Raw genomic sequence first — 23,650 nt, 5'->3', positions numbered from 1 at the left:
TTTTATGAATACTATACCAAAATTGTTACTCCCTTATTCTCTTCATCATGAAAGTAAAAATATCGTTTGGCAATTAAGTACATTATTTTTAGAACATATACCTTTTCATCATGAACGCCTTATTTTCTGTTGTATTGGAAGTGACCGTTGTACAGGTGATACGCTTGGGCCGTTAACAGGTAGCTTCCTCAAAAAGTCTGTTAGTTTTCCATATGAGATTGTAGGCTCTTTAGACAGTCCTTTGCACGCTCTTAATTTAGACACTACTATGCAACAGCTACACAATCATACTATAAAACCTTTCATTATTGCGATTGATGCATGTCTCGGAAGTGAACAAAATGTTGGACATATTTCTGTACAAAACGGACCTATTTTCCCGGGAAAAGCTGTAAAAAAACAATTACCTCCAATCGGTGACATTTCCATTAAGGGAATCGTCAATGTTGGAGGCTTTATGGAAATGCTTGTTTTACAAAATACAAGACTTCATATTTCCTATGCAATGGCTGAAAAACTTTCAAGAGCTCTATTGCTCGCTGCACATCGTTACTCACTGAAAAATATAGAAGATAGCAACCACAATACCGACAACAACGATACCTGGCAACAAGTTAGCAGCCTTGATTTTAGTTAAACCTGCTATATTTAAACCAATGGCGAAAATCATTACACCGCCTACAGCAGTCATTTCATGAATAAACATTTGTAGTGCAGCATCTGGTATAAAAGAGCTGATAACACCAGCAAAAAGTGCAATTAATCCTTGATAGACGAATACAGGTAATGCAGATAATAGCACGCCAATACCTAATGTAGATGTTAAGATGATCGATATAAATCCATCGATTAATCCTTTTGTAATCAGTACATTATGATCATTACGCAGACCACTATCGAGTGCACCAATGACGCCCATAGAGCCGACTAGAAAGATTAAAGAAGCTGTTACAAAGCCTTCTGCTATACTAATTTGATTATTATCAGTACGTTTTTTACTGAATAAAGATTCTACCCATTGTCCAAGTCTATTCATTTGCTTATCTAAATCTAACCACTCACCAATTACTGTACCGACCACTAAACTTATCATTAGAATAATAAAATTATCACTTTCAAAGCCCATTTTAATCCCTAAAAGTGCAACTGCTAAACCAATAATCGATAATACAGTAGACTTCATCGATTCTGGTATATTTTTAAAAATGCGTCCTACCAATGCTCCTACCATAATGAGCAGCGCGTTAATGAATGCCCCTAGTAATACCACGTCCCTACCTTCCTTCTCTCTAGATAAATAGAGAGCGCCTTGTAGTTTGGCGCTCTGATTACGTTATCATCTATTTTTCTCTTACTCTTCTTGTAAATTTAGTATTTCTAAAATGCGTTCTAAATCATCTTCAGAGTAAAATTCAATTTCAATTTTCCCTTTATTATTAGCTTTTCTAATTTGTACATTTGTTCCAAAATAATCACGTAACTGTGATTCCTTAGCTGCAACAAATATATCCTTTTTCTTCGGCTGGGTTGTTTCACGTGAAACTTCTTCATTTAAGTTGTGTACTAACATTTCAACTTGTCGCACATTTAAGCCTTGTTTAATGACCTTATTAGCCACTTCTGATATTCTTCTTTTATTTTTCAATCCAAGTAATGCTCGTCCTTGTCCCATCGATAATGTCCCATCGTTCATAAACTTACGAACATCCTCTGGTAATGCAAGTAAACGAACGTGATTGGCAATATGCGGTCTGCTCTTCCCTAATCGTTTGGATAACTCCTCTTGTGTTAAATGTAAGTTTTCCATTAAGCTTTGGTATGCCTCAGCCTCTTCAATAACTGTCAGATCTTCACGCTGCAGATTTTCTAAAATAGCTAACTCCATCATTTGCGTATCTGTTAGCTCTTTTATAATAGCTGGAATAACCTTTAACCCTGCTAATTGAGTTGCTCTATAACGGCGTTCCCCCGCTACGATTTCATATTTACGTCCCTTTTTACGTACGGCAATAGGCTGTAAAATGCCATGTTCCTGTATAGAGTCAGCTAATTCTTGTAAAGTTTCTTCATCGAATATTTTACGTGGCTGAAATGGGTTTGCGACGATAAGTTCTAATTGTATCTCTTCCACTTGCCCACTTTGTTCTAAAGACTCCCCAGGAAATAGTGCACTTATGCCTTTTCCTAAACCTTTAGCCATTTTTAATCACTTCCCTCGCCATCTCTAAATACACTTCTGCACCTCTTGATTTTGCGTCATAAGTGATAATTGGCTGTCCATGGCTTGGAGCCTCACTTAATCGCACATTACGAGGAATAATTGTTTTATATACTTTTTCTTGGAAATATTTTTTCACTTCATCAATAACTTGTAAGCCAAGGTTTGTTCGTGCATCAAGCATCGTCAATAATACACCGTCAATGTATAATTGCTGATTTAAATGTTTTTGCACTAAACGGACAGTTGATAACAACTGGCTTAATCCCTCTAATGCGTAATATTCGCATTGTACAGGAATAATGAGTGCATCCGAAGCCGTTAAAGCATTAATTGTTAGTAGCCCTAACGAAGGTGGACAATCGATAATAATATAATCATAGTCTTCTTTTACATCTTGAAGGGCATGCTTTAAACGTACTTCTCTGGAAATAGTCGAAACTAATTCAATTTCTGCTCCTGCTAATGAAATGGTCGCCGGAATGATTGCTAAGTTTTCGACATTTGTTTGTTGAATGACGTTTTCAACTTTTTCATCATCAATTAACACATCATAAATACAGCCATGGAGCTCTCCCTTATTAACACCAAGTCCACTTGTTGTATTTCCTTGTGGATCAGTATCGATTAAGAGCACTTTCTTCCCTAAATATGCTAGACAAGCGCTCAAATTGACCGATGTCGTTGTTTTTCCTACGCCACCTTTTTGATTGGCGATTGCTATAATTCTACCCATTTAAAAGCACCTGCTTTCATCTATCAAAGTCCACTTTGACAAATCATTTGTAAAATCACTATTCTATACGTCTATCTTACTTTCATTCTATCAAAAAAACAGAACAGAGTTGTATAAAATATTAAGAATATATGCAAAAAAGGAGACATCTCAGAAATATTACTAAGATGTCTCCTCCGTACAGAGATATAAAAGCGACTTATCATCATAACGTTGGGTTGATTTCCGTTCCGGCTCAACGCTTTCTCGGGGGCGTCCTGAGCCCACAAGGAGTGGTGGCCCAAGCCCCTACTCTAATCAACTTATATATATGATATACGCTATACAGATGACATCCTCAATTTTGATGATGTCATAAAAGTCATTTTTTTATTTTTTTAATAAAACTTCAATCACGACTTAAGACTTTTTCTTTTTAGGGATTTTCACTGTAATTTGATAATATTCCTCTGTATCTTCTTCTTCAGTCTTAACTGTAATACCGCTCTTTGTTACCATTGATAACGACTGTTTAATCGTGTTTAAAGCAATACGTACGTCTTTACTAATGGCCTTACGCTTCGGCTTTACTTTCTTCGGCTCTGCTTCTTCTTGTACTTCCAACTCTGGATGCAATAAAGAATAAATTTGCTCTTCTAACTGACGAACATTCCAATCATTTTCAATCGTTTGTTGTAAAACTTCTAGCTGTAGTGGCTGATCTTTAATTGCAATTAAAGCACGTGCATGTCGTTCAGAGATTTCACGTTTTAAAATAGCATGCTGTACTTCCTCAGGAAGCTTTAATAAACGCAATTTATTGGCTACCGTGGATTGTCCTTTTCCAAGTCGTTGGGCTAGAGCTTCTTGTGTCAGCTCATGAAGCTCCAATAATTTTTGATAGGCAACAGCTTCTTCAATTGCTGTTAACTCCTCACGCTGTAAGTTCTCAATTAACGCGATAGAGGCTGTTTCCTTATCAGTTAAATTTCTTATAATTGCCGGAACTTCTGTCCATTGTAGCTTTTTCATTGCTCGATAACGACGCTCACCAGCAATAATTTCATATTGTTTTTCTGCTGTTTTACGTACAACAATTGGCTGAATTACACCATGCGTATGAATGGTTCTTGATAACTCTTCAATTTTTTCATCATCAAAAATAGTACGTGGCTGAAAACGGTTAGGCACAATTTGATCAATCGGCAGCTTTATAACCTCTTCCGCTGCATGAACCGTCTCTGCTTGTTCTACTTCATTTTTCACAATAGGCTCAGTTTTATTTCCGCCTCCAAAAAAACGTGAAAAAGGACTTTTCATCCAAGTGGCACCACCTTTTAGTAACTATCTTGCTCTGTTTTATTCTATTATTATTTATTATATTTCTTAAAATGTATATAGTTCGTAGATGTCATTTGCGTGAACCATCCATAACTAGTATGTATGCTCAAAATAGAAAAAATATTTTCTACTTTGAGAAGTTTCACATGAAACACTAATTATTGAATCGGTGATTTATTTGGTACACCTGGTTTACGCGGATATTTTTTTGGTGTTCCTTTTATTTTATCAAAGATATATAACATGCGGTCACTTTCTTCAACAGGTAGATGGAAAGAAAACTCTTCTTTTAGTGCAACCCCTAATGTAGTCAATGCTTTTTTGGCATCTTTTAATTCTTCCGCACCAGCTGCTGCTTTTAAAGCAACAAAATAACCACCTTGTTTCGCTAGTGGTACACATAACTCTGATAAAACCGATAAGCGGGCTACTGCACGAGCTGTTACAACATCAAACTGTTCACGATATTTCGCATTTTGAGCAAATTCCTCTGCACGTGCATGTACAAAATTCATATTCTCTAATTGTAACTCATCACTTAAATGATTTAAAAATGTAATTCTTTTATTTAAAGAATCGACAATTGTGACATGTAAATGTGGGAAACAGATTTTAATTGGAATACTAGGGAAACCAGCACCTGCTCCTACATCACAAACTGTTGTTACTTTTGAAAAATCAAAATAGAAAGAGGCACTAATCGAATCATAAAAATGTTTTAAATAAACACCTTCTAAATCGGTAATAGCTGTTAAGTTCATCTTCTCATTCCACTCAACAAGTAACTCAAAATATTTTTTGAATTGAGCAATCTGCTTTTCAGAGAGTTCGATGCCCTTTTTCTTTAAAGCCTCGATAAATTGTTGTTCGTTCATGTAAAGTCTCCTTTTTCTATATGGCTTTACTATCCTTACATTGACTTGTAAGCATGTATTCGCTCGCTCTTAAAATCAACTATGAAAAAATAGCATAGCCATCAACTATGCCTCGGCATAATTGCGTCCTGAATCGGCTTTGTGCTTAGGCCTGCAGATGTTTTTTGTGCGAAAGCGAAGCGACAGCAACATGTTTTTGTCTGTGCGAAAGCGAAGCGACAGCAACAACATCACGAGGGCCAACACGATGTCGGTCATTTCGGTAATGCCACAGGACGTGGCGTTCTTAGACTGAGTTCCTCTATTTCTGAGGATATTTGGAAACCCCTGAAATAGTGACTTAAAACCGCATTCATCTCACCACCTATGGAGATGAATGCTGAAAGAAGTTAAAAATAGGAAGCGGGCACAAAGGTATGCCCGCCTCTTATTCACTTTACTGTTCTTAATTATTCGCCGCTGACGCGTGCGATTTTACCTTGCTCAATATAAACAAGTAATATTGAAATATCTGCTGGGTTTACACCGGAGATTCGCGATGCTTGGGCAATGGAAAGTGGTGTAACTTGTTTTAATTTTTGTCGAGCTTCTGTTGCTAGACCTGAAATAGCATCATAATCAATATTTTCAGGGATTTTTTTATTCTCCATTTTATGAAGCTTTTCAACTTGTTGTAATGCTTTTTCAATATAGCCTTCATATTTAAGCTGAATTTCAATTTGTTCCTTCACTTCATCCGAAAACTCTATGTCGGCTGGAATTAATGAAGAAATTAAACCATAATTCATTTCTGTACGTTTTAATAAATCTGCTCCACGAATACCGTCTTTTAGTTCACTGCCACCTACAGAGCGAATAACAGCTTGTGTTGTTTCATTTGGTTTAATAATAACTTCACGAAGACGTGCAATTTCGTTATCAATCAGCTCTTTTTTCTCATTGAATTTTGCATATCTTTCCTCAGTAATCATTCCCATATTAAACCCTTGCTCTACCAAACGTAAATCAGCGTTATCATGACGAAGTAGTAAACGATATTCCGCACGAGATGTTAGTAAGCGATACGGTTCATTTGTTCCCTTTGTTACTAGATCATCAATTAATACGCCAATATAAGCATCTGAACGACCTAAGATTAATTCTTCTTTTCCAAGCGCATTAGCAGCAGCATTCATCCCAGCCATTAAGCCTTGAGCTGCCGCTTCCTCGTAACCTGATGTACCATTGATTTGACCAGCAGTATATAAGCCTGTAATGCGTTTTGTTTCTAACGTTGGCCATAATTGTGTTGGCACGATTGCATCGTACTCAATAGCATAGCCAGCACGCATCATTTCTGCTTTTTCTAAGCCTGGGATTGATTTTAGTAAACGTGTTTGTACATGCTCTGGTAAGCTAGTTGATAAACCTTGTACATACACTTCACGTGTATCGCGACCTTCTGGCTCTAAGAAAATTTGGTGGCGCGGTTTATCGTTAAATCGCACAACTTTGTCTTCAATAGAAGGACAATAACGAGGACCCGTACCTTTAATCATCCCTGAGTACATCGGTGAAAGGTGTAAGTTTGCCTCGATAATTTCATGTGTCTCTAGGCTTGTATAAGTCAGCCAGCAAGGTAGTTGATCCATGATGAATTCAGTTGTTTCAAAGCTAAATGCACGTGGAACTTCATCCCCTGGTTGAATCTCAGTTTTATCATAATCAATTGTACGGCTATTCACTCGTGGTGGTGTACCTGTTTTAAAACGCACAAGGTCAAAGCCAATCTCTTTTAAGTTATCTGCTAAACGAATAGACGGTTGTTGGTTATTAGGACCACTTGAATACTTTATGTCTCCAATAATGATTTCACCGCGAAGGAATGTACCTGTTGTGATAACAACTGTTTTAGCGCGGTAAATAGCACCGATTTGTGTAATAACACCTTTTACTTCCTCGTCTTCGATAATTAATTCTTCCACCATACCTTGGTGCATTGTTAAGTTTTCAGTTTCCTCCAACACGCGTTTCATTTCTTGTTGGTATAAAACTTTGTCCGCTTGCGCACGTAATGCACGCACAGCAGGACCTTTCCCTGTATTTAACATACGCATTTGAATATGCGTTTTATCAATAACTTTCCCCATGACGCCACCTAATGCGTCAATTTCTCGTACTACGATTCCTTTGGCAGGACCACCAATGGAAGGATTGCATGGCATAAATGCAATCATATCTAAATTGATTGTTAACATCAGTGTGTTAGCACCCATTTTGGCTGCGGCGTATGCAGCTTCAGAACCTGCGTGACCTGCGCCAATTACGATAACATCAAACGTGCCTGCCTCATATTTTGTTGGCATAGCTCGTATCTTCCTTTCTTTAATAAAATTATTTTCCTAAGCAGAACTGTGAAAATAACTGATTAATTAGGCTTTCCTGTACTGTGTCACCTATAATTTCACCAAGTAATTCCCATGTTCTTGTTACATCTATTTGCACCATATCAACAGGTACACCAGCTTGTGCTGCAGCTAATGCATCCTCGACTGTTGCTTGTGCTTGATGAAGTAATGCAATATGTCTTGCATTTGAAACATATGTTAAATCGCCCGCTTCAATTTGCCCTTCAAAGAATAACGCGGCAATCGCTTCCTCTAGTTCTACGATACCCTCTTCTTGTAAAAGAGAAGTTGTCACAACGCGACGGTTGCCTGCTAGCTCTTTGACTTGTGCTAAATCAATTTTTTGCGGTAGATCTGTTTTATTAACAATTACGATGTAATCCATCGCTTTAATCGTTTCGAATAGACGCTCATCCTCGACAGTCAATTCTTCTGCGTAGTTTAAAACAAATAAAATTAAATCTGCTCCACGCAACGCCTCACGTGAACGTTCAACACCAATTCGTTCAACGATATCCTCTGTTTCTCGAATACCAGCTGTATCGACTAAACGAAGCGGAACACCACGTACATTCACGTACTCTTCTATAATATCACGAGTTGTCCCTGCTATATCTGTCACAATAGCCTTATTCTCCTGTACTAAACTATTTAAAAGAGAAGATTTCCCAACGTTTGGGCGACCTAAAATAACAGTTGATAGACCCTCTCGTAATATTTTTCCCTGAGAAGATGTTTGCAAAAGTTTACTAATTTCATTTCGTACCCATGTACATTTTTCTACTAATACTGGTACTGTCATTTCTTCTACATCATCATACTCCGGATAATCTATATTAACCTCAACTTGCGCTAATGTCTCTAGTAATGCTTGGCGTAAGTCACCAATTAAACGCGATAATTTGCCATCCATTTGTCCTAACGCTACATTCATCGCTCTATCAGTTTTCGCTCTTATTAAATCCATGACTGCTTCTGCTTGTGATAAATCGATACGTCCATTTAAAAATGCACGTTTTGTAAATTCACCTGGCTCTGCTAGTCTTGCTCCATTAGTTAATACTAGCTTTAATACACGGTTTACCGAAACAAGTCCACCGTGACAGTTTATTTCTATTACATCCTCACGAGTGAATGTTTTAGGTCCGCGCATTAATGACAGCATTACTTCCTCTACAACCTCATTCGTTTTTGGATCGACCAAATGTCCATAATGAATTGTATGTGAAGCCTTAGTTGTTAAACTTTTTCCACCAGGCGATCTGAATATTTTATCTGCAATTGCGACTGCTTCGTCCCCACTTAAACGAACAATAGCAATAGCGCCTTCACCCATAGGTGTGGATATCGCAGCAATTGTATCGAATTCCATTTAATGACCTCCTTAACGTTATCCACATGTGGATAAATAAAAACCGACCAATACTTACTAACACCTTAGACTAACATATTTTCTGTAAAATCTAAAGTAAGGATAATTTCCAATTGTGGATAATCAGAAAGTTCTACATTATAGCACGTATTTCGACAAAGGTTGCAAATGCCAGAGCGTTAATTCTAGATCATAAAAAAAACTATTTTGCCAATGAATAAAGTATGCTCTTCGGCAAAACGAGGGGTTGATTTCCGTTCCGACTGAGCGCTTTCCTGAGGGCGTCCGATGAGCCGCTTCACTCGCGTTGCTCGCTCCAGGGTCTCATCTGTGACGCTGATCCCCAAGTAGTCGCTCATTCTCCACTCCAATCAACTACTTCTCTTGAAATATAACTTCTGGCATGTCACGCATAATTTTTAGAGATAAAACGAAAACTTCAACAATGTTAATCTGTGCGAAAGCGAAAAGTAAGCAACAATAACTGGCGTAAAATTGTGTCACTGATATAAGTCTTTTTTTCGATTACGGTAAATAGATATAGTGTTCACTTTTGAATTGAATAAAAATTATACAAGTTCTATTGGAGTGGAAGGCTACTCGACTCCCGTGGGAATGTGAGACAGGCGAGACCCTGAGGCCAACATATGTTGGTCACGAAGGCGTTGTCACAGGACGTGACGCATTTATCCTTCGTTCCTTTAGCGGAGGAAGCGGCTTGACGCTCGCCCACAGGAAAGCGGGTAGCCTGGAACGGAAATCACCCTCACCATGAGGCACCACTACATTCATAAAGATTCCCTATGCCATCTTGTTTTTCAACAACATAAAAAAGTCATTTTATCAGGACGATAAAATGACTTTAGCTTTGTCTGTATGCTTTTACGAAGCTTAGTCGTTTTTTACAGGCTCAATGACTAAATAACGATTAGGCTCCGTTCCTTCTGAGTATGTTTCAATATCAAGGCGATTTGCCAATTGATTATGAATAACTTTTCTTTCGTACGACTGCATTGGCTCAAACGTTACACGCTGATTTAAGCGAAGTGCTTTATCCGCCATACGATCTGCCAGTAACTCCAATGCTTCTTGACGACGTTCACGATAGTTTTCTACGTCTAATTTCACCATTAAGAACTGCTTGGCACTTTTATTTAACACAAGATGTGTTAATTGCTGCAAGGAATTTAATGTTTGACCACGTTTCCCTATAAGCAGTGCAGCTTTCTCGCTTTTCAGCTGAAATAATACATATTTCCCTTCACGTGTCGTTTCAATTTCAAGATCATGAATATCCAATTGTTCTGCAATGTTTACTAAATAAGACTTTGCATCTTCAATTGGGTTTATCGAGGTATCTTCTCCCTCTTTTTGTTCCTCTACGACTTGTTGAACCGCTTCGATATCACTTAGTTGTTCAGAAACTTGTGAACTTATTGTTTCAACATCATCTATTACTGTTGATTCGACAAATTGATTCGTATTTTGCTGTTCAGCTTTTTCCGCCTCAATCGTTGGCCGAACCTGTACTTCCTTTACTGTTACACGAACTTCTGCAGATCGTGCCCCAAAACCTAAAAATCCTTTTTTACCTTCTTGTAAAACTTCAACATCTACTTGTTCACGGGTTTTTCCAAGTTTCTGTAACGCTAATGAGATCGCTTCTTGTGTTGTTGCGCCTATTTGCGTAAGTTGTTTCACTTTTTAGCCCCTCCATTTTGAGCAGGTTGTGTTTTATCTTTTTTCCAAGGTTTATAAATAAACAGGTTTTGAGCAATCGAAATAATGTTACCGATTACCCAGTATAGTGATAATGCTGCTGGTAATGCCATACCGAAACCAATAATCATAAATGGCATAATGTACATCATTATTTTCATTTGAGGGTTATCCATCGCCGGGCCCGTACGTAAAACAACAAATTGCATTAAACCAGCTATAATTGCTAATGCCGGTGCAGGTTCTGCTAACGGGAAAATAAAGAAATTCCCTAAATCGAAAGCAGCTGTAGCATTCATACGACTAATCGCATGGTAGAAACCCATTAAAATTGGCATTTGAATGAGTACAGGTAAACATCCAGCAAGTGGATTGACACCAGACTCACTCATAAGCTTCATCATCTCTTGTTGATACTGTTGCTGTGTCTGTGCATCCTTAGAAGCATACTTCTTTTGTAATTCCTTCAGTTTTGGCTGAATTTCTTGCATTTTTTTAGAGCTCTTTGTTTGTTTAATCATTAATGGAAGAATGGCTAAACGAATAAAAATCGTTACAACAATAATCCCCCATGCATATGAACCAAGCATTTCAGCAAAGTATTTAATCGCTGACACTAATGGCCAAACAATGAATTCATTCCAGAAGCCTGTGCTTTCTTTGGAGATTGGTTCATTGAATTCTGTACAACCAGATAGTAGTAATACTACTGATACTAGCGACAAAATTACCCAAAGTTGTTTCTTCAACCTTCTTCCCCCTACAAATACTATTCACTTTTTCTAAAACTATATGCATTCTCTTCTTTATACATTTACAGTTTCCTGCTACTGAATAAAGTTATCAGTTATTTTATCATGCACATAACGTTTCACTCTACTAAATATTCTAACAATGTACATATATTTGCTAAGTAATGTTACTAATCATTCACATATCGCAGTGAAATCTTACTTTAAAATACCCCTGTGTGTATTTTAAGTGATTTCACTTTCACGCAGAAACGCTTTTACTTCACCACTTTGGTTGCCATCCATATTACGTCTTCTTCAAAACCTTTGCGATTCGTAGTACATGCTGCAAACTTTGTTTTACTTCATGAAAATCCATAGTGGCCGCCGGTTGTCTGGCGATAATAACATAGTCCATATTCTGCTTCACTTCATCTTTTAATTCATGAATACTTTGTCGAATATAGCGCTTGATCTGGTTGCGTGTTACTGCATTCCCAAGTTTTTTGCTAACCGATAATCCTACACGAAACTCTGCTTGTCCCTCTTTTTCTAAAAAATATACGACAAACTGACGATTAGCGAAAGATTTACCCTTCTTAAACACCTTTTGAAAATCATCGTTTTTTTTCACTCGTTGGCGTTTTTTCATTACTTTCACCTGCTACTCGATAATTATCCTTTGATCCTCATTTCTAGTTTTCCCAAAAATAAAGAAAAAAAAGACCACTGATGTGTCTCAGTGGACTTATTTTATGCTGATAATACTTTTCTTCCTTTACGACGACGAGCAGCAAGAACTTTGCGACCGTTTTTCGTGCTCATACGTGCGCGGAAACCGTGAACTTTGCTGTGCTTACGTTTCTTTGGTTGGTAAGTACGTTTCATTTATATAGACACCTCCTGAATGAGTTGAATTTTTCAACATACAGACCTGAATATTATATAAAGTAACTAGTTATTTTGTCAATGACTTTTATAAATTTATATATTTATGCAAATCCACATCTATGTTTCCCTAAAATCCTCTTCTCCTGAATAAAATAAATTATCCACAGAATACTTGTTTTTTTTACACAGAGTTGTGTATAGTATTTTTTGCATATTTTTTTATCCACAACACTTATCTACACCTTTTTCACATAAGCAGACCTTGTGGACAACTTGGACGTGCATAAATAAAAGGTATGTGGATAAGTTTCACAAACTATTGAAATAGCTTTGTTTTTCTGATACGATATCTGTGCTTCACTTTGTTGAAAACTGAAATTACTTATTATTTTATCCACAACTGTTAATATGCTGTGGATAATTTTTATCACAGCCTTTGGTTAACTTTTATCCACAACTTGTGAGTTTGTGGACTAGTTGTAAAATGAACGTGTTTCCCGTTTCTATAAATGCGCTTTTTTAAATTGTATTGAACTGTAAAGGAGATTAGCAGCTTGGAACATTTAGAAGAACTATGGAATAATGTCCTGGCTCAAGTTGAACAAAAAATTTCTAAACCAAGCTTCGAAACGTGGCTTAAGTCTACTAAACTACTTTCCTACAATGGTAGTGGTTCTACTGTGACGATTGCTGCGCCAAATTCGTTTGCTCGAGACTGGCTTGAGAATCATTATATTCATTTGATTACAGGTATATTAACGGAGCTTACAGGCGAAGACTTGCTTATTAAGTTTGTTGTTCAAAAAAACCAGGATTCGGACGATTTCGATTTACCAGCGCCGATTATCCAAGCAAAAAATGACGATCACCATGATATTTCACCAGGTATGTTAAACCCGAAGTATACTTTTGATACGTTCGTTATCGGCTCTGGTAACCGCTTTGCACATGCTGCCTCGCTAGCTGTTGCAGAAGCACCTGCGAAGGCTTATAACCCATTTTTTATCTATGGGGGAGTAGGGCTTGGCAAAACACACTTAATGCATGCGATTGGTCATTATGTACTGGAACATAATCCAAATGCAAAGGTAGTCTATTTATCATCTGAAAAATTTACAAATGAATTTATTAACTCAATTCGAGATAATAAGGCACTTGATTTCCGCAATAAATATCGCAATGTAGATGTACTGCTAATTGATGATATTCAATTTCTAGCAGGAAAAGAATCAACTCAGGAAGAATTTTTCCACACTTTTAATACATTGCATGAAGAATCGAAACAAATTGTTATTTCCAGTGACCGTCCTCCTAAGGAAATTCCGACATTGGAAGATCGTTTGCGTTCTCGATTCGAATGGGGACTAATTACAGATATTGCGCCTCCTGATTTGGAAACTCGTATTGCCATTCTTCGAAAAAAAGCAAAGGCTGATGGTCTAGAAGTGCCAAATGAAGTCATGCTCTATATTGCGAACCAGATTGACTCCAATATTCGGGAGCTTGAAGGTGCGCTTATTCGCGTCGTTGCCTATTCATCACTTGTTAACAAGGATATTAATGCGACTTTGGCTGCTGAGGCACTAAAGGATATTATTCCTAATTCGAAGCCACGAACTGTCACTATACTAGACATTCAAAATGCAGTAGGTGAGCACTTTAACATTCGTTTAGAGGATTTCGCCGCGAAAAAACGTACAAAATTAATTGCCTTTCCACGTCAAGTCGCGATGTATTTATCTCGCGAATTAACAGATTTTTCGCTGCCGAAAATTGGCGAAGAATTTGGTGGACGCGACCATACTACTGTTATACATGCTCACGAAAAAATATCTTCTATGTTGAAAAATGACGCTCAGCTTCAGCAAGATATTAAACAAATTCGAAGCATGCTAGGGAAATAATACTGTGGACAACCCATATGTTTAAACACAAACTTATACACAGTCTATCTACATGTGGATAGACTGATTTTATTCACTTAAACACACTTATCCACAAATCCACAGGGCCTATTACTATATCTTTTTTATTTTATATAAATAAATAATATAAATATGTGAGGGAAAACGAATGAAATTTGATATTTTACGTGACCGTTTATTAGAGGGTTTAAATGATGTCATGAAAGCCGTAAGTTCTAAAACAACTATTCCAATTTTAACAGGGATTAAAATCGATGTAACAACAGAGGGTATTCGTTTAACAGGTAGTGACGCTGATATTACTATACAAACATTTATTCCAGTTGAAGAAGATGGCCAACAAATAATTCATATTACAGAAACAGGATCAATTGTTGTACAAGCTCGTATGTTTAATGAAATTGTACGTAAGTTACCAACAAATGAGGTTGAAATTCAAGTAACAGCTAGTTTCCAAACTCATATCCGTTCAGGTAAATCTGAATTCCACTTAATTGGCTCAGATGCTACTGAATATCCTTTATTACCTGAATTAACAGAGGATCAAAAATTTACTATTCCTGCAGACCTATTAAAGTCAATTATCCGTGAAACAGTATTTGCTGTTGCCACTTCAGAAAGTAGACCGGTGTTGACAGGTGTAAACTGGCAGATAAAAAACGAAGCGTTAGTCTGTGTTGCAACAGATAGCCATCGTTTAGCAAGACGTAAAGTTCAACTGGAAAATTTACCTGAGGTTGAACATAGTGTTGTTATTCCTGGTAAAAGTTTAAATGAGTTAAATAAAGTTTTAGAGGATTCAACAAATCTTGTTCAAATCGTTATTACAAGCCAGCAAGTGTTATTTAAAACTGGAGAAGTATTATTCTTCTCACGTTTACTTGAAGGTAACTACCCAGATACAACACGTTTAATCCCAGAAGAATATCAAACAAATCTAACGATTAACGGTAAATCATTATTACAAGCAATCGATCGTGCATCTCTTGTTGCTCGAGGCGACCGTAATAATGTTGTACGTTTTGAAATTTTTGATAATCAATCTGTGGAAGTTTCTTCTAACTCTCCAGAAATCGGGAAGGTTCAAGAAGAAATTCCTGTTGAGTCATTAGAAGGGGAGAACTTAAAAATTTCTTTCAGTGCGAAGTACATGATGGAAGCATTGAAAGCAATAGATGGTCAAGAAGTAGTCATTCAATTCACAGGAGCAATGAGACCGTTTATTTTGCGTTCTGTTCATGACGATGCAATTTTACAGTTAATTTTACCTGTACGAACTTATTAAATTTCAAACAGTTTTGGTTGGAGAGATTAAACTCCATAACTTCAAGCTCTAAATACTTTGAAAAACGTTCTGATAGTCGCTAGTTGCGGCTATCTTTTTTTACTTATGGCGGAATTTTAGGTATGATAGAGAGATAGACAGTTTGTATTTGGAGGGGAACTCAACTATGAAGGACATTAAAATTGATGTAGAGTTTGTCACATTAGGGCAACTTTTAAAAATTACCGATGCTATTAGCTCTGGTGGCATGGCGAAATGGTTTTTACATGAAAATGATGTTTATGTAAATGGAGAAATAGATGATCGCCGCGGTCGTAAATTGCGTGATGGTGACATTGTAAATATTCCTGGGTGTGGTCGATTTCGTATCGTTGACACAACTGGACAATAGATTATGCTGATAGAGCAGTTAAAACTTACAAATTACCGTAACTATGATGATTTAGCATTAAACTTCTCTCCAAAAATTAATGTTTTCATTGGTGAAAATGCACAAGGGAAAACAAATGTTATGGAATCTATTTACGTATTAGCGATGGCTAAATCTCATCGAACGACGAACGATAAAGAATTAATACGTTGGGATACAGACTATGGTAAAATAGAAGGGGCCGTTCGAAAAAGGCATGGTATTTTACCGATTGAGCTTACGATTACGAAAAAAGGAAAAAAAGGTAAGATAAATCATATAGAACAAAGCCGCCTCAGTCATTATATTGGCCAAATGAATGTCGTTATGTTTGCACCCGAAGATTTAAATGTCGTAAAGGGAAGTCCGCAATTACGACGACGTTTTATTGATATGGAGATTGGGCAAATTTCGCCTGTTTATTTGCATGATTTATTAACCTTTCAAAAAATTTTAAAGCAACGTAACCATTTTTTAAAAATGAATCAAGGTAAAAAAATGCCAGATGACGTGATGTACGAGGTTTATAATGAACAATATATTCACGCAGCTACCCAAATTATTCGAAAAAGATTTCAATTTATGGATTTATTGCAAGAGTGGGCAGAGCCAATTCACGCAGGTATTTCACAAGGGAAAGAAACGTTAGCTATTAAATACCGCACAGTAGCGGGTATTGAAAAAGAACATACTTCCAGTGAAATTGAAGGCTATTTGCATAAAAAGCTAATTGAAGCTAAGGACCGTGAATTTGATCGAGGTGTAACACTAGTTGGTCCACACCGAGATGATTTGCAGTTTTTAGTAAATGGCTATGATGTTCAGACATACGGTTCACAAGGACAGCAACGTACAACCGCTCTTTCCTTAAAACTTGCTGAAATCGAATTAATTAAACAAGAAACAAATGAAACACCCATACTACTTTTAGATGATGTATTGTCGGAACTCGATGATTATCGTCAATCGCATTTATTAAACACCATTCAAGGTGAAGTTCAAACCTTTGTTACGACTACAAGTGTTGATGGAATTCATCATGAGACGATGGAGCATGCACAGCTGTTTCACGTGAAACAAGGAGCGATTGAAGAAAGTTAGCCCGGGGAGTTTTTTAGATTACAAAAGAATGGTAATAGTCAGCTCGGTTGACTGTTCATTCATTTACACACAATGATGTTATGAAGGAGTAGATGAAAGCCGTGGCTATAGAGAACGAAGGTTTACAAAATCAAGCTTATGAAGCCGATCAGATACAGGTATTAGAAGGATTAGAAGCTGTACGTAAAAGACCAGGGATGTATATTGGTTCAACAAGCTCTAAAGGGCTTCACCATTTAGTATGGGAAATTGTTGATAACAGTATTGATGAGGCACTTGCAGGATTCTGTACAGATATAAAAGTAACGATAGAACAAGACAATTGGATTCGTGTAGAGGACAATGGTCGTGGTATTCCGGTAAGTATTCAAGAGAAAATGGGTAAGCCTGCTGTTGAAGTTATTATGACAGTGCTCCATGCTGGCGGTAAGTTTGGCGGTGGAGGATACAAAGTTTCAGGCGGTCTTCATGGAGTAGGGGCATCTGTTGTAAATGCTCTATCTGTCGAGACAATCGTTCAAGTTCATCGTGAGGGTCATATTCATGAAATTAAATTTGAACGTGGAAGAACTGTTCAAGAGTTAAAGGTTATCGGTGATTCAGATCGTAACGGAACAACTACACGTTTTAAAGCAGACCCTGAAATCTTTAAAGAAACGACTGTTTATGAATATGATATTTTAGCACATCGTATTCGTGAATTAGCTTATTTAAATCGTGGTATTAGGATTACAATTGCTGATGAACGCGAAGGTGAAGAACGTTCTACTACGTATCATTATGAAGGTGGTATTCGTTCTTATGTAGAGCATTTGAATCAATCTAAAGAGCCAATCCATGATCCGATAGATGTTCTTGGAGAAAAGGATGGTATTTCAGTTGAAATTGCTATGCAATATAACGCTGGATTCTCTTCTAATATTTTCTCATTTGCTAATAACATTAATACGTATGAAGGCGGTACACATGAATCTGGTTTTAAAACTGCTCTAACACGTGTTATTAATGATTACGCACGAAAAAATGGACTTTTAAAAGAGTCAGACGCAAATCTCACTGGTGAAGATGTTCGAGAAGGTTTAACGGCTATTGTTTCTGTAAAGCATCCGGATCCACAATTTGAAGGACAAACAAAAACAAAGCTTGGTAACTCTGAAGTTAGCCAAATTACTAACTCCTTGTTCTCAGATGGTTTTGAACGATTTATGTTAGAAAATCCAACTGTTGCTCGTAAGGTTGTAGAAAAAGGTCTAATGGCTGCTCGTGCACGTGTTGCTGCTAAAAAAGCACGTGAATTTACACGTCGTAAAAATGCACTTGAAGTATCAAGTTTGCCAGGTAAATTAGCTGACTGTTCATCTACAAACCCATCTGAATGTGAAATTTATATCGTTGAGGGTGACTCTGCTGGAGGATCTGCGAAATCTGGACGTGACCGACACTTCCAAGCAATCTTACCGTTACGTGGTAAAATCCTTAACGTTGAAAAAGCACGTTTAGATAAAATTTTATCGAATGCAGAGATCCGTGCAATGATTACAGCATTTGGCACAGGTATTGGTGAAGAGTTTACTTTAGAAAAGGCTCGTTATCATAAAATCGTTATTATGACAGATGCCGATGTTGATGGTGCGCACATCCGCACATTACTTTTAACATTCTTCTTCCGTTTCCTTCGACCTCTCCTAGAGGCAGGTTATATTTATATTGCACAGCCACCTCTTTATCAAGTTAAGCAAGGTAAACATGTTGAGTATTGCTATGATGATGTTACTCTTCAAGCAATTTTAGAACGGTTACCGAAAATGCCAAAACCAAATGTACAACGATACAAAGGTCTTGGAGAAATGAATGCAGAGCAGCTTTGGGAAACTACAATGGATCCTGAGCACCGCACATTGTTACAAGTAGAATTAGATGATGCAATTAAAGCAAACCAAGCATTTGAGCGTTTAATGGGCGATGAAGTTGAACCACGTCGTCAATTTATCGAAGAGAATGCAGTATACGCTAATTTAGATATTTAATTTTTCTTGAGAGGAGGTCTACACTTTGTCAGAACAAGAACGCTCCGGTGTTAAAGGAGTTAATATAACAAAAGAAATTGAAACATCCTTCCTCGATTATGCGATGAGTGTAATCGTTTCTCGTGCATTACCAGACGTACGAGATGGATTAAAGCCTGTACATCGCCGTATTTTATATGGCATGCAGGAACTAGGGAATACAGCAGATAAAGCGTACAAAAAATCAGCACGTATTGTTGGGGACGTAATGGGTAAATACCACCCACATGGTGACTCATCTATTTATGATGCAATGGTACGTATGGCGCAAGACTTCAGCTATCGTTACATGTTAGTCGATGGTCATGGTAACTTTGGATCTGTCGATGGCGACGGAGCGGCAGCAATGCGTTATACAGAATCACGTATGTCTCGTATTGCAATGGAAATGCTTCGTGATATCAATAAAGACACAATTGACTATACAGATAACTATGATGGTTCAGAAAAGGAACCTATCGTCCTTCCAAGTCGCTATCCAAACTTATTAGTAAATGGAGCGGCAGGAATTGCGGTTGGTATGGCGACAAATATTCCGCCACATCAACTTGGGGAAACGATAGATGCAGTGATAGCACTTTCAGAAAATCCAGCTATCACAACAGAAGAATTGATGGAAATCATTCCAGGACCTGATTTCCCAACTGGTGGATTAATTTTAGGTCGTAGTGGTATTCGCCGTGCCTATGATACTGGTCGTGGCTCCATCATTATTCGCGCAAAGGTAGAGATTGAACAAAAATCAAATGGTAAAGAAACAATTCTTATTCATGAATTACCATACCAAGTGAATAAAGCTAAGCTTATTGAAAAAATAGCAGAGCTTGTACGCGATAAAAAAATTGATGGTATTACAAATTTACGTGATGAATCTGACCGACGTGGTATGCGAGTAGTCATTGAAATTCGTAAAGATGCAAATGCCAATGTCGTTTTAAATAATTTATATAAACAAACAGCTATGCAATCGAGCTTCGGTATTAATATGCTGTCATTAGTAAATGGTCAGCCTAAAGTAATGGGCTTAAAAGAAATGTTGCATCATTATTTAGAGCACCAAAAGGTTATTATTCGTCGTCGTACGGAATTTGACTTAAGGAAAGCGGAAGATCGTGCACATATTTTAGAGGGCTTACGTATTGCTCTTGATCATATTGATGAAATTATTGCTATTATTCGTGGTTCACGCAGTGGTGATGAAGCGAAACCTCAATTAATGGAGCGATTCAATTTATCTGAACGCCAAGCGCAAGCTATTTTAGATATGCGTTTAGTTCGTTTAAGTGGATTAGAGCGTGAAAAGATTGAAGCAGAATATCAAGAACTTCAACTATTAATTGCTGAATTAAAAGCAATTTTAGCGGATGAGGCTAAAATTGTTGATATTATTCGCACTGAAATATTAGAAGTAAAAGATCGCTTTAATGATACACGTCGCACTGAAATTACTTCTGGCGGTTTAGAAATGATTGAGGACGAGGATTTAATTCCAGTCGAAAATTCAGTCGTAACTTTAACGCACAATGGTTATATCAAACGTTTAGCTGCGAATACATATCGTAGTCAAAAACGTGGCGGTCGCGGTGTACAAGGTATGGGCACAAATGAAGATGATTTTGTAGAGCATCTTATGAATACTTCTACACACGATACAATTTTATTCTTCACTTCAAAAGGGAAAGTGTTTAGAGCAAAAGGTTATGAGATTCCGGAATATGGTCGTACAGCGAAGGGATTACCGATTGTTAACTTACTCAATATTGAAAAAGGTGAAAAAGTAACCGCAATGATCCGTGTAGGTTCATTCGATGAGGATGCATACTTTATCTTCACTACTAAAACAGGTATTACAAAGCGTACACCAGTATCTCAATTTGCTAATATCCGAACAAACGGCTTAATAGCTATAAGTTTGCGAGAAGATGATGATCTTATTTCTGTTCGTTTAACAGATGGCAAGAAACAAGTGATTATTGGTACGCGTGATGGAATGCTTGTACGTTTCCAAGAGGATGATATTCGTTCAATGGGCCGTACTGCAGGTGGTGTACGAGGTATTAAACTACGTGATGGTGACGAAGTAGTTGGTATGGAAATCGTTGAACCGGAACAGGAAATTTTAGTTGTTACAGCAAAAGGTTACGGTAAACGTACATCTGAAGAGGAATATCGTTTACAAAGCCGTGGTGGTGTTGGATTAAAAACAATTCAAATCACTGATAAAAACGGTCCAATGGTAGCTGTAAAAACGGTTGATGGTTCAGAAGATTTAATGCTGATCACAATTAACGGCATGCTAATCCGTATGGATGTGAATGATATCTCATTAATTGGCCGTAGTACACAGGGTGTTCGTTTAATTCGTTTAGGCGATGACGAGCTTGTTGCAACTGTAGCGAAGGTTGAAAAAGAAGATGAAGAATTGATTGAAGAAGAATCGAACGAAGAAAATACCCAAGTAGAAGAGTAATAAAAAGACCGATGACGACAGCTAATGTTTGCCGTTCATCGGTTTTTTCAGCATAAATCATGAAAAATAAGTAATTATTTTGAATTCCATGATAAAATAAGTTTAACTCCGTTCAGTGGGTGTCCAAACACCCACTGAACAGAGGGATTCAGTCTAAGAACGCCACGTCCTGTGGCAACGACTGAGTGACCAACATCACGTTGGCCCAAAGCCTCCGGCGGATGTCACAGAATAGGTAAGGAGTTCTTTGTGTAAGCACAAAGCCGATTCCGGACGCAATTATGCCGAGGCATAATTGATCCTTAAATTTATGCAAGCGAAATAGTGAAGAGGAGTTAATTGCGTGGAAACTATACATGTCCCAATTTCGGAGTTACGCATTGGTAAAGTAATTTCTGAAGATATTTTTGCTAATACACAACATCCAATAATTTTTAAAAACACAATAATTTCCCACGAGCATTTTCAAGTTTTTTTTGCTTTTAATATTTCAAGAGTCCCTGTTTATAAAGAAGGTGTAGAAACTCAATCAGAAGTAAAAGAAACAGGTTTAGTTGTTCCAACAGAACCTATACCGACTTTCAGAAAGATTTATGACAATTCAGTTGAACAATTTAAAAAGGAATTTAAAAATTGGGAAGCTGGTGCAAAGGTAGATATTGCGAAAGCACGCAAAATTATTTTGCCACTATTAGAAATGGTTTTAGAAGATCGTACAATAATTTTTGATTTAAATGAGTATTCAAATCCAAAAGACTATTTGTACCACCATTGTGTAGCAACAGCATTGATTTCTTCGGTGATTGCACAAAAATTAAGCTATGACAAAGGAATTACAATTCAAGTTGCAATTGGAGGGTTATTAGCTGATTGTGGAATGGCAAAAGTTCATCCGCGTATCCGCGATAAAAAAACAACCTTAACAGAGCAGGAGTTTAATGAAATTTATAAACATCCGATTTATAGCTACAGCATGGTCAAAGATGTAACAATCTTAAAGGATACAATGAAAGAGGCTATTTTCCAGCACCACGAGCGTTTAAATGGTAGTGGTTATCCGAAAGGAGAAAAAATCGCTAATATTTCTACTTTCGCTCAAATTATCGCTGTTGCAGATGTATTCCATGCAATGACATGTGAGCGAGTATATAGAACAAAGCAATCTTCTTTTAAAGTCATAGAGATGATTAATGAATCTGAATTTGGGAAGTTTGATATTAAAGTAGTACGTGCACTGATAGATATTGTTGCTGACCTTCCTATAGGGACAATCGTTGAACTATCTAATCTGGAACAAGGCGAAGTGATGTTTGTAAATAAATTTGCACCAACTCGACCACTTATTAAATTAAGCCAATCAGGGGAGATATTTGATTTAGGTAAAAATCGTACCTTCTATATTTCACGTATTATAACAAATTTATAATAGTTGAAAGGCAACCCATTAATATTGGAGTTCGCCTTTTTTTATTTTTAATTCGATCGATAAATTATATAGGTGATAAAACAAAAGTATCAACAAAGACTTAAAGGTTTAAATGAAGCGAGCTAAGTACGAGAAGATGAATCTCATAAAAACCAAGTCACACAGAGAAATGAACTTTTTGAAATTAGTTAACTTCTTTCAGCAAGTGTTTTATGTAACGTAAGTGAAACGTCAGTTACTGAAGTTTCCCACCTTCGGACTAATCTTTTTGAGCATAGTGGTGTAGACGAATAATAGATTTTAAAAAACTATTAATTAATTTTGAGAAAGTGTTGACATAGTTTTAGATTCTTGATATTATTAGTGAGTCGCCAAGAGGTGACACTAAAAAAAGATTAATGAACCTTGAAAACTGAACAAGCAAAACGTAATCAATAAAGTTTTTAGTAGCTAACCTTGAGTTGGTGAACGGAACAAAATTTTGGACATCAAACATGATGCCAGCAAAACAATTTGAGCTAATCAAATTTCTTTTATGGAGAGTTTGATCCTGGCTCAGGACGAACGCTGGCGGCGTGCCTAATACATGCAAGTCGAGCGAACAGAGAAGGAGCTTGCTCCTTTGACGTTAGCGGCGGACGGGTGAGTAACACGTGGGCAACCTACCTTATAGTTTGGGATAACTCCGGGAAACCGGGGCTAATACCGAATAATCTATT

At 37.1% G+C, this 23,650-nt stretch carries 19 protein-coding genes and 1 rRNA gene; 9 read left to right on the top strand and 11 right to left on the bottom strand.

Annotation, left to right across the window (positions count from 1 at the left end; genetic code table 11):
* Positions 1-4: 4 nt before the first annotated feature.
* The gene (gene yyaC / locus B1B04_RS21320) at positions 5-637 is read left to right on the top strand and encodes a spore protease YyaC (protein WP_079563363.1); all 633 of its coding nucleotides are present in this window, start codon (positions 5-7) and stop codon (positions 635-637) included.
* Here the strand turns inward: yyaC and B1B04_RS21315 are convergent.
* The 11 genes from B1B04_RS21315 to rpmH all read right to left on the bottom strand — a co-directional run bounded on the left by B1B04_RS21315 (position 554) and on the right by rpmH (position 12,246).
* Complete coding sequence (locus B1B04_RS21315) at positions 554-1,270, bottom strand: DUF554 domain-containing protein (protein WP_079563362.1); 717 nt, start codon at positions 1,268-1,270, stop codon at positions 554-556. The genes yyaC and B1B04_RS21315 overlap by 84 nt on opposite strands.
* Positions 1,271-1,351: 81 nt before the next feature.
* The gene (locus B1B04_RS21310; protein WP_079563361.1) at positions 1,352-2,200 is read right to left on the bottom strand and encodes a ParB/RepB/Spo0J family partition protein; all 849 of its coding nucleotides are present in this window, start codon (positions 2,198-2,200) and stop codon (positions 1,352-1,354) included.
* Positions 2,193-2,954: a ParA family protein gene (locus tag B1B04_RS21305; RefSeq protein WP_079563360.1), complete on the bottom strand. Its 762-nt coding sequence runs from the start codon at positions 2,952-2,954 to the stop codon at positions 2,193-2,195. Before B1B04_RS21305 ends, B1B04_RS21310 begins: the two co-directional genes overlap by 8 nt.
* Positions 2,955-3,353: 399 nt before the next feature.
* Positions 3,354-4,253 (bottom strand): nucleoid occlusion protein, encoded by a 900-nt coding sequence (noc, locus tag B1B04_RS21300; protein WP_079563359.1) that lies wholly within the window; start codon positions 4,251-4,253, stop codon positions 3,354-3,356.
* A gap of 179 nt (positions 4,254-4,432) precedes the next feature.
* On the bottom strand, positions 4,433-5,149 hold the full coding sequence (gene rsmG, locus B1B04_RS21295) for a 16S rRNA (guanine(527)-N(7))-methyltransferase RsmG (protein WP_079563358.1): 717 nt from the start codon (positions 5,147-5,149) through the stop codon (positions 4,433-4,435).
* 449 nt (positions 5,150-5,598) lie between these two features.
* Positions 5,599-7,494: a tRNA uridine-5-carboxymethylaminomethyl(34) synthesis enzyme MnmG gene (mnmG, locus tag B1B04_RS21290; RefSeq protein ID WP_079563357.1), complete on the bottom strand. Its 1,896-nt coding sequence runs from the start codon at positions 7,492-7,494 to the stop codon at positions 5,599-5,601.
* A gap of 28 nt (positions 7,495-7,522) precedes the next feature.
* Complete coding sequence (gene mnmE, locus B1B04_RS21285) at positions 7,523-8,908, bottom strand: tRNA uridine-5-carboxymethylaminomethyl(34) synthesis GTPase MnmE (RefSeq protein ID WP_079563356.1); 1,386 nt, start codon at positions 8,906-8,908, stop codon at positions 7,523-7,525.
* Positions 8,909-9,799: 891 nt separating this feature from the next.
* The gene (jag, locus tag B1B04_RS21280) at positions 9,800-10,609 is read right to left on the bottom strand and encodes an RNA-binding cell elongation regulator Jag/EloR (RefSeq protein WP_079563355.1); all 810 of its coding nucleotides are present in this window, start codon (positions 10,607-10,609) and stop codon (positions 9,800-9,802) included.
* A complete protein-coding gene (yidC, locus tag B1B04_RS21275; protein WP_079563354.1) occupies positions 10,606-11,376 on the bottom strand; it encodes a membrane protein insertase YidC in 771 nt (256 codons plus the stop codon). Before yidC ends, jag begins: the two co-directional genes overlap by 4 nt.
* A 289-nt stretch (positions 11,377-11,665) precedes the next feature.
* Positions 11,666-12,010: a ribonuclease P protein component gene (rnpA, locus tag B1B04_RS21270; RefSeq protein ID WP_079563353.1), complete on the bottom strand. Its 345-nt coding sequence runs from the start codon at positions 12,008-12,010 to the stop codon at positions 11,666-11,668.
* A 101-nt stretch (positions 12,011-12,111) separates the two neighbouring features.
* Entirely contained in the window at positions 12,112-12,246 is a 135-nt protein-coding gene (rpmH, locus tag B1B04_RS21265) for a 50S ribosomal protein L34 (protein ID WP_004233310.1), read from the bottom strand.
* A gap of 557 nt (positions 12,247-12,803) precedes the next feature.
* Between rpmH and dnaA the strand changes: the two genes are divergently transcribed.
* From dnaA to B1B04_RS21225, 8 genes are all read left to right on the top strand, one after another.
* Positions 12,804-14,153 (top strand): chromosomal replication initiator protein DnaA, encoded by a 1,350-nt coding sequence (gene dnaA, locus B1B04_RS21260; RefSeq protein WP_079563352.1) that lies wholly within the window; start codon positions 12,804-12,806, stop codon positions 14,151-14,153.
* 169 nt (positions 14,154-14,322) lie between these two features.
* Entirely contained in the window at positions 14,323-15,459 is a 1,137-nt protein-coding gene (gene dnaN / locus B1B04_RS21255; protein WP_079563351.1) for a DNA polymerase III subunit beta, read from the top strand.
* Positions 15,460-15,625: 166 nt separating this feature from the next.
* On the top strand, positions 15,626-15,850 hold the full coding sequence (gene yaaA / locus B1B04_RS21250) for a S4 domain-containing protein YaaA (protein ID WP_079563350.1): 225 nt from the start codon (positions 15,626-15,628) through the stop codon (positions 15,848-15,850).
* 3 nt (positions 15,851-15,853) lie between these two features.
* Entirely contained in the window at positions 15,854-16,969 is a 1,116-nt protein-coding gene (recF, locus tag B1B04_RS21245; protein WP_079563349.1) for a DNA replication/repair protein RecF, read from the top strand.
* A gap of 92 nt (positions 16,970-17,061) precedes the next feature.
* Complete coding sequence (gene gyrB / locus B1B04_RS21240; protein WP_079563348.1) at positions 17,062-18,996, top strand: DNA topoisomerase (ATP-hydrolyzing) subunit B; 1,935 nt, start codon at positions 17,062-17,064, stop codon at positions 18,994-18,996.
* Positions 18,997-19,021: 25 nt separating this feature from the next.
* Positions 19,022-21,505: a DNA gyrase subunit A gene (gene gyrA, locus B1B04_RS21235; protein WP_079563347.1), complete on the top strand. Its 2,484-nt coding sequence runs from the start codon at positions 19,022-19,024 to the stop codon at positions 21,503-21,505.
* Between the two features lie 343 nt (positions 21,506-21,848).
* Entirely contained in the window at positions 21,849-22,931 is a 1,083-nt protein-coding gene (locus B1B04_RS21230; RefSeq protein ID WP_079563346.1) for an HD-GYP domain-containing protein, read from the top strand.
* A gap of 532 nt (positions 22,932-23,463) precedes the next feature.
* Positions 23,464-23,650, top strand: a 16S ribosomal RNA gene (locus B1B04_RS21225); the annotation flags it as partial.

The organism is Lysinibacillus sp. KCTC 33748 (assembly GCF_002237755.1).
Lineage (GTDB): Bacteria > Bacillota > Bacilli > Bacillales_A > Planococcaceae > Lysinibacillus.
This window is presented reverse-complemented; position numbering and strand designations above follow the sequence as displayed.

Excerpts from the sequence above, each read along its gene's own strand:
- yyaC (WP_079563363.1), top strand. The coding sequence starts at position 5 with ATGAATACTATACCAAAATTGTTACTCCCTTATTCTCTTCATCATGAA.
- B1B04_RS21310 (WP_079563361.1), bottom strand. The coding sequence starts at position 2,200 with ATGGCTAAAGGTTTAGGAAAAGGCATAAGTGCACTATTTCCTGGGGAG.
- B1B04_RS21305 (WP_079563360.1), bottom strand. The coding sequence starts at position 2,954 with ATGGGTAGAATTATAGCAATCGCCAATCAAAAAGGTGGCGTAGGAAAA.
- noc (WP_079563359.1), bottom strand. The coding sequence starts at position 4,253 with ATGAAAAGTCCTTTTTCACGTTTTTTTGGAGGCGGAAATAAAACTGAG.
- rsmG (WP_079563358.1), bottom strand. The coding sequence starts at position 5,149 with ATGAACGAACAACAATTTATCGAGGCTTTAAAGAAAAAGGGCATCGAA.
- mnmG (WP_079563357.1), bottom strand. The coding sequence starts at position 7,494 with ATGCCAACAAAATATGAGGCAGGCACGTTTGATGTTATCGTAATTGGC.
- mnmE (WP_079563356.1), bottom strand. The coding sequence starts at position 8,908 with ATGGAATTCGATACAATTGCTGCGATATCCACACCTATGGGTGAAGGC.
- rnpA (WP_079563353.1), bottom strand. The coding sequence starts at position 12,010 with ATGAAAAAACGCCAACGAGTGAAAAAAAACGATGATTTTCAAAAGGTG.
- rpmH (WP_004233310.1), bottom strand. The coding sequence starts at position 12,246 with ATGAAACGTACTTACCAACCAAAGAAACGTAAGCACAGCAAAGTTCAC.
- dnaN (WP_079563351.1), top strand. The coding sequence starts at position 14,323 with ATGAAATTTGATATTTTACGTGACCGTTTATTAGAGGGTTTAAATGAT.
- yaaA (WP_079563350.1), top strand. The coding sequence starts at position 15,626 with ATGAAGGACATTAAAATTGATGTAGAGTTTGTCACATTAGGGCAACTT.
- recF (WP_079563349.1), top strand. The coding sequence starts at position 15,854 with ATGCTGATAGAGCAGTTAAAACTTACAAATTACCGTAACTATGATGAT.
- gyrB (WP_079563348.1), top strand. The coding sequence starts at position 17,062 with ATGAAAGCCGTGGCTATAGAGAACGAAGGTTTACAAAATCAAGCTTAT.